Origin of the sequence: uncultured Arcticibacterium sp. (assembly GCF_964021845.1) — a bacterium.
Classification (GTDB): Bacteria; Bacteroidota; Bacteroidia; order Cytophagales; family Spirosomataceae; genus Arcticibacterium.
The window spans coordinates 242,051-257,672 of record NZ_CAXHZC010000006.1; the positions used below are offsets into that span (position 1 = coordinate 242,051).

Annotated in this window: 9 protein-coding genes and 1 tRNA gene; 2 read left to right on the plus strand and 8 right to left on the minus strand. The window is 37.2% G+C overall.

Annotation, left to right across the window (positions count from 1 at the left end; all coding sequences use genetic code 11):
- Nucleotides 1–23 precede the first annotated feature (23 nt).
- Nucleotides 24–533 (minus strand): HNH endonuclease, encoded by a 510-nt coding sequence (locus AADJ06_RS17230; protein ID WP_341227728.1) that lies wholly within the window; start codon nt 531–533, stop codon nt 24–26.
- A gap of 99 nt (nt 534–632) precedes the next feature.
- Nucleotides 633–1,088, minus strand: coding sequence for an SsrA-binding protein SmpB (gene smpB, locus AADJ06_RS17235; RefSeq protein WP_341227729.1), 456 nt, complete (start codon nt 1,086–1,088; stop codon nt 633–635).
- Nucleotides 1,089–1,565: 477 nt separating this feature from the next.
- Between smpB and hflX the strand changes: the two genes are divergently transcribed.
- The gene (hflX, locus tag AADJ06_RS17240) at nt 1,566–2,816 is read left to right on the plus strand and encodes a GTPase HflX (protein WP_341227730.1); all 1,251 of its coding nucleotides are present in this window, start codon (nt 1,566–1,568) and stop codon (nt 2,814–2,816) included.
- 4 nt (nt 2,817–2,820) lie between these two features.
- Here the strand turns inward: hflX and egtD are convergent, their stop codons facing one another.
- Together egtD and egtB are read right to left on the minus strand one after the other, a co-directional pair.
- The gene (gene egtD, locus AADJ06_RS17245; protein ID WP_341227731.1) at nt 2,821–3,762 is read right to left on the minus strand and encodes an L-histidine N(alpha)-methyltransferase; all 942 of its coding nucleotides are present in this window, start codon (nt 3,760–3,762) and stop codon (nt 2,821–2,823) included.
- Between the two features lie 4 nt (nt 3,763–3,766).
- Nucleotides 3,767–4,915, minus strand: coding sequence for an ergothioneine biosynthesis protein EgtB (egtB, locus tag AADJ06_RS17250; RefSeq protein ID WP_341227732.1), 1,149 nt, complete (start codon nt 4,913–4,915; stop codon nt 3,767–3,769).
- A 260-nt stretch (nt 4,916–5,175) separates the two neighbouring features.
- Between egtB and AADJ06_RS17255 the strand changes: the two genes are divergently transcribed.
- A tRNA-Arg gene (locus AADJ06_RS17255) sits at nt 5,176–5,247 on the plus strand.
- Between the two features lie 456 nt (nt 5,248–5,703).
- Here AADJ06_RS17255 and AADJ06_RS17260 read toward each other — a convergent pair.
- The 4 genes from AADJ06_RS17260 to AADJ06_RS17275 form a co-directional block, all read right to left on the minus strand.
- Nucleotides 5,704–8,106, minus strand: a complete 2,403-nt coding sequence (locus tag AADJ06_RS17260; protein ID WP_341227733.1) for an FtsX-like permease family protein — start codon at nt 8,104–8,106, stop codon at nt 5,704–5,706.
- 159 nt (nt 8,107–8,265) lie between these two features.
- Nucleotides 8,266–10,677, minus strand: coding sequence for an ABC transporter permease (locus AADJ06_RS17265; RefSeq protein WP_341227734.1), 2,412 nt, complete (start codon nt 10,675–10,677; stop codon nt 8,266–8,268).
- A gap of 66 nt (nt 10,678–10,743) precedes the next feature.
- Complete coding sequence (locus tag AADJ06_RS17270) at nt 10,744–13,146, minus strand: FtsX-like permease family protein (RefSeq protein ID WP_341227735.1); 2,403 nt, start codon at nt 13,144–13,146, stop codon at nt 10,744–10,746.
- A 12-nt stretch (nt 13,147–13,158) separates the two neighbouring features.
- The gene (locus tag AADJ06_RS17275; RefSeq protein WP_341227736.1) at nt 13,159–15,564 is read right to left on the minus strand and encodes an FtsX-like permease family protein; all 2,406 of its coding nucleotides are present in this window, start codon (nt 15,562–15,564) and stop codon (nt 13,159–13,161) included.
- Between the last annotated feature and the right edge of the window lie 58 nt (nt 15,565–15,622).

Below are 15,622 nucleotides of genomic sequence, written 5' to 3' on the forward strand. Positions count from 1 at the left end.
CAAATAGGTAATGAAGAATAAACTTAAGCAAGTTTGCTTTTCCCTAAGTAAGGGGCCCAATTCTCCCCAACCTTGCCAGAGAAGTTCCTTAAAAACATAACAAAAGTTGGCTTAAATGGCTTCTTATTCAGGGGCATCCCCGCTTCTTCAGGCGTATTATTGCCTTTACGACCGTTGCAAGACCTACAGGCAGCCACAAGATTTGCCCAATTAGTTTTACCACCGCGTGACTTTGGAATTACATGGTCTAAGGTTAAATCTTTTCTTTTTCCACAGTAAACGCATTCGTTTCCATCTCTTTTAAAAACGTTTTGCCTATTAAGCACCACACCTTTATAAGGAACCTTGACGTAATTATTTAATTTGATAACTGACGGAAGAGGATAAGATACAGATACAGTTCTTAGTTGAGCCTTATCATCATCTTTAAGAAGTTCTGCTTTATTAAGATAAACCAACAGAAAAGCTTTTGGAACGGTGCAAACCGTGATGGCACTGTAATCAGCATTGAGAACTAGTACTTTCCGGCTCATTTAGCTTGTAAGTAATTGAAAATGATGCAGCGAAGTTAATGATTTTCGCCAAAAATAAAAGCCACGGCACCAACTCTTTACCGAAAAGTAACATTAAGCTTAAAACTTTCTACTCTCCTGTCTTTCAGTATCTCTAGATTTGATACTCTCTCTTTTATCATACAGCTTCTTTCCTTTGGCTAAAGCAATGTTAAGCTTCGCCAATCCTTTATCGCTAATAAAAAGCCTAGTGGGAATAATAGTAAGACCTACATCTTTTAGTTTATTCTCTATTTTCTTCAGCTCTTTTCGCTGCAATAATAGTTTACGCTCCCTCAGAGGCTCATGATTATAGTGAGTTCCAAACTCATAAGGCGAGATATGAAGATTCTTAATAAAAAGCTCCCCTTCTGTAATATAGCAATGGGCATCTGAAATGTTTGCTTTGCCCATACGTATGGATTTCATCTCAGTACCTCTTAAAACAATACCTGCGGTATAGGTGTCAATGAATTGATACTCAAATGATGCCTTCCTATTCTTAATCTCTACTTTGTTACTAATATTATTTGCCATAGTGTTGGGGAAATTTTGCAAAGCTATAAAAATAAAATCCCTGCCTCAATTTTAGTGACAGGGATTCCGACTTACGTGCTTTCCTAATAATCCATGTGCATCACGCGAACGTGAAACAAAGCGGATTAAACTTTCATGAGCTTAACAACTCAAATATTTTTTAGTGTGTGACGTCTAGGCAACAAATGTATATACTCCTCGTCTATTTTCCAACACTTTTAAAATTTCAATTTTATTTATCTGAAATACTATAAACCTCGTACATACAGCAAATTGCCAGATTTGAATAGTTTACTTACGAATACTGTGCCAATATAACCTCACAAGATTATTTTGTAGCTTGGCTAGACTCTTGAAAAAAAATAAATATTATTTCCACCTTAAAACCAGAGGTTTACAAAATACATCTATGTTTATTTATTTCTTATATTTAAATTTGGCACGTCAACTTAGACATCATCAAATAAAAGAACAAATTTGCTAAACAGTCCATTATTCTCTACCTCTAAGAAAAAAGAAAAATGCATCATTGTAGGTGTAATAAATAAAGACCAAAACGCGGAAAAGACTAAAGAATACTTAGACGAATTGGCCTTTTTAGCTAGAACCGCTGGTGTTATTTGTAAGAAAACATTTGTACAAAAACTTCCAAAGCCTGACAATAAGACTTTTGTGGGTAAAGGAAAATTAGAGGAAATACAGACGTGGTTAATAGAAAACCCTGTAGACTCTATTATTTTTGATGACGACCTAACGCCCTCTCAAGTAAGAAATCTTGAGGCAAGCTTTAGCGAAACCAAAGTATTAGACCGAAGTCTTCTTATACTAAACATATTTTCTCAAAGGGCTAAATCTGACCAAGCAAAAAGACAGGTAGAGCTAGCTCAGTATCAGTACCTATACCCAAGACTAACTAGAATGTGGACTCACCTTAGTAAGCAAAAAGGTGGCGTGGGTATGCGTGGCCCTGGTGAAAAAGAACTTGAAACAGATAAAAGGATAGTTAAAGACAGAATATCTTTCTTAAAAAAGAAGCTTGAGAAAATTGACAAACAAGCTTTAACTCAAAGAAAAGAAAGAAACAGGCTCGTTAGAGTAGCTCTAGTAGGCTATACCAATGTTGGAAAGTCTACATTAATGCGAGTTTTAGCTAAAACTGATGTTTTTGCAGAAAATAAGCTTTTTGCTACTATAGACTCCACCGTTAGAAAAATTGTGCTAGGGAATATCCCCTTTCTTTTGACGGATACAGTAGGGTTTATTAGAAAACTGCCTACTACTCTCGTAGCTTCTTTTAAGTCAACATTGGATGAAATTAGAGAGGCTGATATACTTCTTCATGTGGTTGATATTTCTCACAAGTCTTTTGAAGAGCATATAGATGTGGTAAATGGAACGCTAGCTGACATTGGAGCTGCCGACAAACCAACTATTCTTATTTTTAATAAATTAGATTTATATCAAGCTGAATCTGAAGAAGGGCTCGACGCTCATTTAGCTACCGAAGAAGATTTAGAAAAAAACCTGGAAAGACTTAAGTCTAGTTATTTGGCAAAGAACATGGAAAATGTCGTTTTTGTGTCTGCAAGTAAGAAGGAGAACTTGAAAGAGTTAAGAAAGAACCTTCTTGACCTACTTACCAGCAAGCATTTCGCTATATACCCAAACTGGGACCCCAAACAGAATCCATTATACGACTGGCAAGGACATCAAGATACAGAAGACTAAAACGCTAGTCTCTCACCAGAATATAGTCTGCAAAATAGCCATTACTGTCTTGCAGCTTTTCTTGAACTTGGAATTTCGTATGCCTTGTTATTTTAGCGATGATTTCATCATTATACTTCCTAGATATTTCTGTGTGAATTCTCTCGCCTTCTTCAAAATTAAAAGTACCAGAGCCATTAATATTGACAGTTTGAGCTTTGGTACTTACCAAAAAACTTTTAGCCACGCCAACATCCTCTGAATATTCTGGCTGATGTTTAAAGCTTCCTATGTCAAAATTAGCACCTAACTCTTCATTTATTCTAGATAAAAGATTCAAATTAAAAGCCTTTGTAATTCCTGCTTTGTCATTGTAGGCTGGCAATACTACCTCCTCGGCCTTAATAAGGTCAACTCCTAGAAATAACTTATCCCCAGCATTTAAAACCTCAGCGAGTTCGTTCATAAACTGATGAGCTTCCTCATCTTTCAAATTCCCAATATTTGAACCTAAAAAAAGTACGATCTTAGGTGTATTTGTTGACTTTAGCGATTCCAGAACTTGGAAATAATCTCCTTGCCTGGTTTTGACAGACAACTCTGCCATTTCTTCATGAAGAGAATGCTGCAGCTTTGTCAAAGCATTTGAAGAAATATCAACAGGAACATAGTCAAAGCTGAAGCCTTGATTGACCAATACCTTTAATAACTCCTTGGTTTTGGTACCGTCTCCCGCCCCTAGTTCCACCAGTTCAAAATACGAAGCGGGTGTTACACCAAGTGCTTCTATTATGGTATTAGTCTGTTCTTTAAAGATTTCAAATTCTGCCCGAGTTAAATAATACTCCGGCATATTCATAATTTGAACGAACAGTTCATCGCCTCTTTTATTATAAAAATATTTTGAAGAGAGGTACTTAGGTGATTGTGAAAGCCCATTTTTCACATCTTTTTCAAATTGACTCATTGTGTTATTTAGCTAATCTAATTCCTGAAAACTGCCATTGCATTTGAGGATGAAAGAAATTACGATACGTTTTTCTGCTATGCCCTTCAGATGTAGCAACGGAGGCTCCTTTCAAAACCATTTGGTTTATCATAAATTTACCATTGTATTCTCCTACTGCCCCGTCAGCTATTTCATATTTTGGATATGGCAAGTATGCAGAGTTGGTCCACTCCCAACGTGTGCCCCACTGAAACTTATCACAAGCAATTTCCCATTCAAACTCTGTGGGTAATCTGCAGCCTTTCCATAAGGCATAGGCAGCCGCTTCGTAAAATGAAATGTGGGCTAAAATCTCATCAGGGTTAACTTCTTTTAAACCTGCCAATGTGTAATTTAACCATTTGCCCTCTGCCTTATACCAGTAAAGTGGTTTTTCAATATTATTAGCCTTTACCCATGACCAAGCCTCGTCAAGCCAAAACTCTGATTTTTGATAAGCTCCGTCGTTTATAAACTCAATAAAATCTCCGTTGGTCACTAAGCTATCGGCAATTTCAAAATCATTGAGGTATACCTTGTGCCTACCTAATTCATTATCAAAAGAGAAACCGTTTCCGTCAAAACCGATCTCATAAACGCCTTCAGAAACCTTTAGCCAAGAATGAGATTGGTTCTTAGAGCTAATCAAAGGCTCCTTTTGCCACTCAGGATAGGTTGGGTTTCTTGAGAAAGTGTATTTCAAATCTGTCAATAGTAGCTCTTGATGCTGCTGCTCGTGGTTAATCCCAAGTATAACCAGCTCCAATACTTCCTTTGGAATACTCCCCTGAAGTAATAGCTCCATCTGCTGATTTACAGCGACTCTATATTTATAAACCATATCCACACTTGGCCTTGTGATTAGCCCTCGCTCTCCCCTATTTAGACGCTCGCCTATGGAATTGTAATAACTGTTAAACAGAAACCTATAACTCTTATCAAAGACTGAATAGTCTTTCAGGTATTTCTGAAGAATCATTTCTTCAAAAAACCAAGTAGTATGAGCCAAATGCCATTTTGGAGGACTCGTAAACGCTACACTTTGTGAGACGTAATCTTCTATTTCTAGGTTAGCACAAAGCTGCTCTGTGAGGTTTCTAACTTTTAAAAACTTTTCTAAAACAGGGCTCATGAAAAGGGAAATTAATTGAGTTTTTCAAAGAAACGGTATTCTAGACATAACGGTTTCTTCTAGTTTCAATTTACTAAATTCTTTGGCACAAATAAGAATTAGTTTAAATCACATATTAATATTTCCCTTGATAGTTCACCTTTAGAAAAGGCTATACTATTCCTAAAATAAAAACCGCTACAAAACGCCAATTCACAAGGAATTTAAGGCGGATAGACTAACATTACTCTAAGGAAATTTCTACTTTTACCGTTGTCATAGGCCCCGTAGTTCAATGGATAGAATAGAAGTTTCCTAAACTTTAGATCTAGGTTCGATTCCTAGCGGGGTCACTATCAGCGAAGTTCTTAAAAAACTACATTACCCTTAATATAGGTTGATACTTTAAAGGTCTATTAGTTCCTCTCTACTGAGGTATTCTTTCAATAAACTTAAAACGAAATTCAATTTAATGGAATTTTTGTCGTGAAAAACATACAATATCTTGGAAGAATTGTAGACAAATCACTACGATATTATAATAATAAACAGCCAAAGCGATTTAGATACCTTTAAAAGGGTAAATAGATTAGCCTTTGCAGATGATGGTATTAAGTAAGCTAGCGGTACTGCTAAAACCACTATAATGATTGAATACATCAAAAAGGATTTTGGAACGAACACCCTAAATACTATTCCGCTTTGGCTCTTTGGCTTTCTTTATTGACATGACGTTATGGAGCTAAAATAGATTACTACCATATCAAAACAAGATTCTTTTAATTGTTTGTTAATCGCAATTCGTAAAATTATTCACTTCTTAAGCTCTGTACAGGATTTTTCAATGCCGCTTTTATAGCCTGAAAACTTACCGTGAATAAAGTAATAAGTACTGCTCCCAAGCCAGCACCGATAAATAGCCACCAAGCCATATTTGTTCTGTAGGTATATCTTGCCAAAAAGGTATCCATTCCAAACCAAGCCAAGGGAGCTGCGATTAAAATTGAAATGAAAACTAAAAGAACGAAGTCCTTTGAAAGCATTGCCCATAGGTTACTCACTGATGCTCCTAACACTTTTCTTACTCCTATTTCTTTGGTGCGTTGTTCTGCTACATATGATGCCAAACCAAACAGGCCGAGACAACTTATCAATATTGCTAAAACGGTAAAAACGGTAGCCAAAGAACCTATTCGTTCTTCAATGGCAAACTTTTTCCCATATTCCTCATCTACAAATTGATATTCGAAAGGGATATTAGGGAAGTGCTTTTTGAATACACCTTCAATGGTTGCCAAATTGTCGGATGCTGATTTATCAGGATTCAACCTTAGGTTATAAAAACTGGCGTCATCATCTGAACCGCATACGTAAATTGCTTGCTTTACAGGCTCATAAGGAGATTGAACCAAAATATCGTCCACCACTCCAACAATAGTCAACGGGGGACTTGGGTCTTCATCATCATCATCTCTCAATTGCATTCCTACTACATCTGTTTTTCCTATGTAGCTCAGAAAAGTTTTGTTGACCAAGACCGAATTTGAATCGCTTGACATTTCTCGATTGAGATCTCTACCTGCAATTATTTTTGCCCCCAAAGTATTCATGTATTCCGGAGAAATTGCTGTCCAAGCAAAGTCTTCTTGAAAGCCTTCCTCTTTGCCGTCCCATCTATATCCAGACCTGTTGGAGTATATATCAGTTGAGGGGCTACTTGACGTTGCCATTTCTTCTACAGCACCACTCTTCAAAAATTGAGTTCGCATAAAATCAGCCTTTCCTGTAAACTCGTTGGACATGGCGGATATTTGAATTAAGCCTTCTGTTGCGTAGCCAACTGGCCTATCTTTCGTGAAATTTATTTGTTTCAACACCACAGAGGTTCCGATAATTAAAGCAATGGATACTGTGAACTGCATTACAACCAATACTTTCCTCGGCAAAGCAGAAAACCTTCCTGACTTGAAAGTACCCTTAAGTACCTTAACAGGGCTAAATGATGATAGGTATAAAGCTGGATAACTTCCAGAAAGCAATGCAGTAAATAGAATAAAGCCAAAACTGATTGCCCAAAATGTAAGGTTAAACCAAGGAAAAACGATTTGCTTATCTGCTAAATTATTAAAACCTGGTAAGAATAATAAAACTAACAAAATGGCAATAATGAAAGAGAGGAATACAACGAGTACAGATTCACTTAAAAATTGATTGATCAACTGCGAACGAAAAGAACCAATTGATTTACGAATCCCTACCTCTTTAGCTCTATTTTCCGACCTTGCGGTACTAAGATTCATAAAATTAATACAAGCCAAAAACAGCACAAATGCTCCTATGACACCGAACAACCATACAAGTTCAATTCTGCCTCCAGCCTGAACACCATTCTCGAAGAGGTTTCTTAAGTACCAATCTTTCATAGGTAGGAGTTGTAGGGTTGGGTTGTATTCGTGAAAATTTTCACCAGCTGCATCATACTTTGCCTTAGCTATTTTCTCTGAAACACTAAGCACGGTTTGACCTTTAGCAACTTGTCCAAATAATTGAAAAGAGTTATTTCCCCAGCTATCAATGGAATTTTGAACCCATTCTCTTTCAGCAACAAACTGGTCCCATGGAATAATAAACTTTGTTTCAAGAAAACTGGAGTTGAACGGAAAATCTTCATAAACAGCTGTGACAGCAACATCAGTGAAGCCATTTACATTTACTATTTTCCCTATAGCGTTCTCATTGCCAAACAATGCCTCTGAAGTTGACTTCGATATCATGATTGACTTGAGCTCTTGAAGTCCATCTTGTTGCCCTTCAATGATTGAGACATCCAACATTTCTGTAGCTGCGGGTTGCATGTAATTTCCAGTTGCTTTAATCGTCTTTTCCCCAACTCTCAAGTACCTAGAATTTGTCCAAGAACTCATCGCCAAATGCTTGAAATAGTCGTTGTAGTTATTTCTAAGCTCAAATTCTAGCGGGCGAGGGATAGCTGTGCCTGTACTAACTTGTCCATTGAAAGTTTGATGTTGCCAGAACTGGCCTATTCTATCTGCGTTTTTAAAATTGCTATTGAAGTTTAACTCGCCATGAACCCAAAGCCCAATGAGAATAGCAACCGCCATACCCAAAGCCAATCCAAAAATATTGATAAAGGAATAGGAAGGGTGTTTAATAAGGTTTCTCCAGGCTATTTTGATGTAATTTTTTAGCATATCAGCTACATTTCATTAATTTCCATAAACTAATCCTAAACTGTGCCATAAGAGACAAAATACTATATACCAACTAGTTAAACCCTTTCAAGTAAACTTTTATTGTCCGATAATGGACATGTCGGACAAAACGTTCGCCTGAAAAAAGAATAAATTTCTTCACTCTGACCTCAAGCTCTTCACTGGGCTCACAAGTGCTGCTTTAATAGCTTGAAAACCAACCGTGAGCATGGTGATACTTAATGCTCCAAAGGTAACTAATGGTAAGACCCACCACATAAAACCTACACTATACGCAAAATCTTGCATCCAAGAATTAACTAAATAATAGGCTATGGGACTGGCTATTATGATAGCCAAAATTATTAGTTTCAGAAAGCCCGAGGAAAGTAAAATGGTGATTTCAGAAACCTTTGCTCCCAATACTTTTCTTATGCCAATTTCCTTGATACGATAGGAGGCATTTAGATGAGAAAGACCAAAAATACCCATACAGCAAATGACAATTGCTAGAATAGTAGCGACTCCAAGAATTTTCTGCGAACGAGCCTCCCTTATGTATTCTTGCTTATTCTTCTCACTTAAAAAATCATATTCAAAAGCCGCTAGAGGCATGGCTTTCTTATAAATCGCCTCGAATTTTGGTAAAAAACCACCTAGGGAGGCAGCTTTAATGAGAATCTCGCTCGAATGCCTTGGAATATACGCCAAAACTTGTGGTTTAATTTTCATTCTTAAAGACTCAAAATGATAGTCTTTTATAACTCCTACAATGGTGTAATACTTCTGATTTTCGTCTATAGAATTTGATAATTTTAACCTACTTCCAATTGGCTGCTCTAGCTGTGCTTCTTTAACAAAAGTTTCATTGACTAAAATTTCATGACTCTGCCCATTGGGAATATTCTTACCGCTTTTTAGACTTAATCCCATGACAGAAAGGAAACCTTGGTCAATTGAACGATAGATAGCATTCACTTTTTTACCTGCTATTATTGTAGGGTCACCCTCATAACCAAAAGTACCTCCAAAAGTAACCGCCTTAAACTGTGGGATGGTGGCTAATTCGTTTTCTAGAAATTGTTTGATAGGTTCACTTTTTCTATCTCCTTTAATTTCTGCTTTAATGATATTGTCAGCATTGAACCCTAAATCTTTAGTGTTCATAAACTTCATTTGAGCATAGTAGGTAATAGAGAAAAATGCCAGAATAAAAGCAATGCCAAATTGGAAAACAAGTAGCACACGCCCAAAAGCCAATAATTTTGGCGATTTGTTCTTTCCAAATAATGATTGTTTCGACGTTATTTTAGCAAAATATGTGGCGGGATAAAAACTAGCTAAAAACGAAGTAATACCTAAAATGGCTATTAGTAAAATGATGTTTTCTAAGGTCAGCCAAGTGGAAAATTGCACATGTACGCCCGTAAGCGTGGTAAACTGTGGCATAAGTCCCATGAGTAAAAGAAGTGCAAAGCCAATGGCAAACAGGGTCAAAAGAGCCGTTTCACATAAAAACTGAACATAAATGCCCGTAATACTGCTTCCTGCCATTTTCCGGAGACCAATCTCTCTCATTCGTGGTAAAGTGGCGGAGATACTGATATTAATAAAGTTAAATAGAGCCAATAAAAAAATAAATAGGGCTATGCCCAAAAATTGATTAGAATAAGACGATACGCTCTCATTTGTGGTGCCACCCTCATGCATACTCCAGCTGTTTTCACTCAAATAAGAATTTAAGTGCATGTCCCTAATTGGCTGAAGGCCATAGAAAATTTCTGGGTCAAAATCACTTTCCGCCAGCTGTGCTTGAGCATACTTTTCATAAACTGCATTAAGTTTTGGAACAATAGCTTCCGTATTAGTTTTGGGGTCAAATTTGACAAAGGTACCGAGGTATGCGTTGAGCCAGTTGGCGTCGGTAAATGATAATTGGGCAAAACGGAATGAGAGTAAAATGTCAAAATTAATGGAAGAATTTTGAGGAGCATTTTTTGCCACTGCTGTTACTACAAGTGGTTTTCCACCTAAGCGTCTAGCGGAAGGTTCGGCATCAAGGTAGACCAATTCGCCAATTAAACCTTCTTTTTTTCCAAAAAGACGCATGGCGGCATCTTCAGAAATCACAACAGAGTTGATTTTTTTTAAAGCTGTTTCTTTGTCACCTTCTAAAAGAGGAAAATTGAAAAATGTGGTGAAGTTATCATCTACAAAGAGCGTATTAAGGTTTAAAATATTTTCACCAGACCGCACTTCATTCATGATGTCTCCACCCCAAACACGCACATAAGAATCTAACTCAGGTACTTCTTTCATAAATGCAGGCCCTTGAACCTGCCCTGTTCCTGCCGAAGTTTTGTGCGGTTCACCTTCGTTTTCTATGCTACTGGTGGTAACCCTATAAATACCTTTGTTATGAAAATTATCAAAACTACGCTCATAACTCCAAAAAGTAAGAGCAAACAGTACACTACACAAACCGATAGAAAGTCCAACGATGTTAAGTCCATTGTAAATTTTATTCTTCCAAAGGTTTCTCCAGGCTATTTTGATGTAGTTTTTAAGCATTTTTTAAAGCATTGTGCTCAGGGCCTCGGGGATTGAGCGAATTTATATTTTTCCTTTACTCTGAGACTATTCCGATTTTAATGAATTTACCGGATTCATCAAAGCGGCTTTTATAGTATGGAAACTAACCGTTGCCAGAGCAATTAACGTAACTAATAAGGCCACCGCCAAAAAAATGAAAGGGTTTTGGCTAATTCGGTATTCATAGTTTTCTAGCCATGCATTTGATGCAAACCATGCCAGAGGTAAAGCCACTATTAGACCAATTAACACGAGTTTAATAAAGTAAAAAGAGATAATCTTAACAATATCGCTCACAGATGCTCCCATTACTTTTCTGATGCCAACCTCTTTGGTTCTTAGCTGAATCGTTAATAATGAAAGGGCAAAAAGGCCTAAGCAAGAAAGAAAAATGGCAATGCTAGAAGCCGAGCTAAAAAGGTCGGTCATAAGACGTTCACCCTCATACCAAGCCTCTAAGTTTTCGTTTACAAAGGAGGCCTTGAATTCAGCTTTATTTGTGGCCTCATTCCATGTGTTTTCAATCTTCTGAACACTTGCGATAAGGTTTTCAGATTTTAGTTTCAAAAAGAGGTATTGAACAGATTCAACATCGGATAAGTGCATGGCAATTGGTAAAACCTCTTCTGATGGCGAGAAAAAATGAAAATCGCTTACGACACCTAAAATTTGATAAGGTTTACCTTCCGAATTTTCACCAATAAATTTACCAACAGCTTCTGTTTCTCCCATGGCTTTGACAAAACTTTCACTTACTATAAGACCCGTTTCCCTGTCGGAAATGCTGTTTTCGTTAAAATCTCTACCTGCTACCAAGGGAATATTCATGGTTCTGAGGAAATCCGTTTCCGTCAAAATCCAATCCATATTGATGTTTTTATCCAAATAGTCCCAACTTGAGGTACTTCGCATGGTTATGAGGTCTAAGCCTCTTCCTAAGTTTATGCCCGTACCAGAGATACTGAGCACTTCTGGGTTAGAAACTAGAGCATTTTTTAGTCTTTTTAAAACCAATTGACCGTCTTGGTCAGGACTTACTGGAATACTTAATACCTGTTCTTTGTCAAAACCGATAGGTTTGGTTTGAAGAAAATGGAGCTGTTTACTTCCAATAAAGCTCAGGCAAATCAAGAAGGTAGAGATAGCAAACTGCGAGACTAAAAGTGTATTTCTTACTCTACTAGGTTTACCATTGGAGAGCTTTCCTTTTAAAACATCGATAATGTTTGACCCAGAAATTCTTAGTGCGGGATAGCCACCAGCTATCAGTGTTACGACCAAGAAAATCAAACTCATTCTACCTAAGAATTGTGGTTGAATGAGTGTGTTTACGCCTACATTGGCATCTGTTCTGGCATTGAAAATAGGCAAGAGTTGGTAGGTTAAAAATATGCCTAGAACAAAACCGATGAAGTATATCACTAAGGCTTCTGACCAAAACTGGAAAAAGACTTGGCCCTTAAATGCTCCTAATGATTTACGTACACCAATCTCTCTTGCTCTGGTAAATGAATTTGCCAGATTTAGACTAATGAAATTAATACAGGCTATTAGTAAAATGAAAACTCCTAAGATAATCAAGGTGTAAATTAAGAAAAGGGGAGTACTTCTTTCACCACTAAAATGTATGCTTTCGATGTTGGTGAGCTTCAAATTAATAGGTTTGATACCTTCCGGAATATCGCTTTTTCCCAAGTTTAACTCGGCAAGCTCATCTGCATAATATTTGCTTACAAAAGCATCAAATGAGCCATCAAGTGCTGCTGGGTTTGAGCTTTCGGCAATTTTTACGAAAACATTACCAACTCCAGAAGACCAGTTGTTTTGATTTTCTTGGTAAGAAGGAAAGGTTTCAATACGAGCTAAGGCTTGAAACTGTATGCTTGAGTTTTTAGGGCAATCTTCCAAAATGGCGGAAACAATAAGGCCATTACTTTCACCAAGATTAAGCTCTTTGCCAATAGCATTTTCAGTACCAAATAAGGCGATGGCTGTGCCTCGTGTTAAAGCAATGTTTTCAATACCAGGAAGAGCATTCTGAGCATCACCATCAATGATTTTAAAATTGAATATCTGAAGGAAATCAGCGTCAACTCGTGTGACAATCCTATTTATCTTTTTGTTTTCAGTAGATAATGGCTCGTCACGTCCATAAATAACTCGTGCTGCTTTCTGCACTTGAGGAATATCGGCTTTAACAGCGTCAAGAAAAGGAAGAGGAAACTGACTAGAAAACTGGCCGCCATCTTCTGTCATCGAAAACTTTGAAACCTTGAAAAGGCTACCGCTTTCTTTGTGAAACGAATCAAAGCTTAGCTGAAAATACGCCGTCACGAAAAGAATAGAGCTAATAGCAAAAGCGATGGCCAAGCCAAATACATTGATGGATGAGTGAAGTTTGTTTCTCCAAATATTCCTCCAGGCGATTTTGATGTAATTCTTTATCATAATTCTAAATTTTTATTCTATCCGCATAGCATTCACTTGATTTCCTAATGCGGCTTTTATAGAGTGATAAGCTACAGCCAGCATGGTGAGTCCTAAGATTATCAAGGCTGAGTAAGCGAAGACCATAGGGTTTATAGAAGTTCTGAAAGTGAAAGAATCTAACCACTGGTCTAGGAAATAGTATGAAAGCGGGAAGGCTATTAGGCAAGAGACACCAACTAGAATCATGAAGTTTTTGGCTAGTAAAAAGACTATTTGATGGCTCTCTGCTCCCATTACTTTTCTTACCGCTATTTCTTTTTTACGCTGCTGTGTGGTGTAGGCTATCAAGCCTAAAAGCCCTAAAAATGCGAGAATAATAGTTAGTCCTGAGAAAGTAGAAAACAGCTGCCCACGCTTTTGGTCAGCTTCAAATTGAGTTTTAAAATCTTCTGAGGCAAAGGAGTATTCCATTGGCTCTTTTGGGAAAGATTTTTTGTAAATATTTTCAATATATGCTACTGAATTTGCAAAGTCATCTCCTTCTATTTTAAATTGCATGGAGCCATTATCATGTGTATAGGTCATCATGAGTGGCTCTATAGGATTGTAAATGGAACGCATGTGAAAATCTTTTATCACACCTATCACATAGAGATAAGGTTCAGCATCATTACCTTGGTTTTTGATTCTTTTACCTAAAGCATTAGTGCCCCAATTCATCTTTTTGACAAAAGCCTGATTTACCAAAACATTAATACAGGAGTCGGGTCTGTCTGTTAGTCTAAAGTTTCGGCCTTCGGCTAATTCCATTCCAAAGTTGTCTAAGTAATTTTCATCAACACCAAAATTATCAATTCCTTGAGAACTAAAACCTTCGTCAGTTTCTACTTCAAATAAATTATAGTTTTGATTAGTGGTGCCCGGGGTGTAAAAAGAAGTAGACACAGCCTTGATTTTAGGACTTTGAATAGCTTCACTTTTGATATAGTCTAAGGTGCTGGCGGTTCGGCTATCTACAGATGGCAGTGAAAGCACTAAAATATTCTCTTTATCATAGCCCAAATCACGGTTTTGTAAGTAATTAAGCTGATTGTAAATTATCCAAGTAGAAATCAACATAACGATAGAAACAGTAAACTGAACCACTACCAAACTTTTACGTAAGCCTGCATTGGAAGACGCTTTGGATAATTTCCCTTTCAAAACTGCCAAAGGATTGAATTTAGATAAGAAAAACGCTGGGTAACTTCCTCCAATAAAACCTGCAAACAGCACTATGCCTAATGTATAAAGCAACGTCAAAGGCTGTAGAATATAAGAAAAGGTAAATGATTTACCTGAAATCTCATTGAAAGAGGGAAGAAGAATAGCTATCAATGCCAAGCTTAAGGCAAAAGAGATAAAGGAAAGCATCATGGATTCTGTTAGAAACTGAGCGACTAACTGCCCCTGAACAGACCCTGAAACTTTACGAATTCCTATTTCCTTTGCTCTTCTGGCTGAGCGTGCCGTGGTAAGATTCATGTAATTAATACAGGCAATCAATAACAGTAAAATAGCAACGGTAGAAAAAGTATAGATGTAGTTAATATTTCCAAGTGGTTCAGGCTCGTATTTAAGCTTACTTTTTAGGTGAATGTCGGCTATGGGCATTACACTGTAATTCATAGTTACTCCAAACTGCTCAAAAATTGATTTTTGATAAGTAGGATAGATGTTTGCTAGCTTATCTTCAAAAGAATTGACATTCGCATCTGGTTTTAGAAGAACATAGGTCATTGCTCCAAAATTACCCCACTGTCCGTTTCCACTTCTGAGAAATTCAAGTGAAGAAATAGAAATGAGAGAATTAAACAATACGTGAGAGTTTTCAGGAACATCTTCCATCACGCCTGTTACTTTATACACATCGGTTCCTTCTCCTTCTAAGGCTTTGCCTAGGGCGTCTTCAGGTCTGCTGAAATATTTTAAAGCGGTGGATTTGCTAAGAACAATACTGTTTGGTTCAATCAAAGCAGTTTTTGGGTCGCCCACTATAAACGGGTAAGTAAAAACGGAGAAACTATTACTGTCGGCAAAAAAGACTTTTTCTATATACGCCTCTTGACCATTGTTTTTCAATAGCGTTTTTTGATTTCCCGCTAGAAGTCTGACGGAGTGTTCTACCTCATCATAATCCGTTTTCAGAGCAGGAGCCATTATCATTGGAGAAATAGCGACGAGGTCTGATTTGTCGGGCTCCACCAATTCTGAATTTATTCGATAAATCCTATCTGCTTTTTCATGATATGTATCAAAACTTAGCTCGTCTTTGACGTAGTAAAACAGCAGCAAACTAAAAGTTAAACCGATGGTTAAACTCAATATATTTAATGCAGAGAAGCTAAGGTCGTGCTTTAGGTTTCTCCAGGCTATTTTGATGTAATTCTTTATCATAGTTTTAAATATTCTTTCACAGTAAGACCGACTGCTATTTAAATAACTTAAACTGTGC

Coding starts and splice junctions, on each gene's coding strand:
- AADJ06_RS17230 (WP_341227728.1), bottom strand. CDS start 533: ATGAGCCGGAAAGTACTAGTTCTCAATGCTGATTACAGTGCCATCACG.
- smpB (WP_341227729.1), bottom strand. CDS start 1,088: ATGGCAAATAATATTAGTAACAAAGTAGAGATTAAGAATAGGAAGGCA.
- egtD (WP_341227731.1), bottom strand. CDS start 3,762: ATGAGTCAATTTGAAAAAGATGTGAAAAATGGGCTTTCACAATCACCT.
- egtB (WP_341227732.1), bottom strand. CDS start 4,915: ATGAGCCCTGTTTTAGAAAAGTTTTTAAAAGTTAGAAACCTCACAGAG.
- AADJ06_RS17260 (WP_341227733.1), bottom strand. CDS start 8,106: ATGCTAAAAAATTACATCAAAATAGCCTGGAGAAACCTTATTAAACAC.
- AADJ06_RS17265 (WP_341227734.1), bottom strand. CDS start 10,677: ATGCTTAAAAACTACATCAAAATAGCCTGGAGAAACCTTTGGAAGAAT.
- AADJ06_RS17270 (WP_341227735.1), bottom strand. CDS start 13,146: ATGATAAAGAATTACATCAAAATCGCCTGGAGGAATATTTGGAGAAAC.
- AADJ06_RS17275 (WP_341227736.1), bottom strand. CDS start 15,564: ATGATAAAGAATTACATCAAAATAGCCTGGAGAAACCTAAAGCACGAC.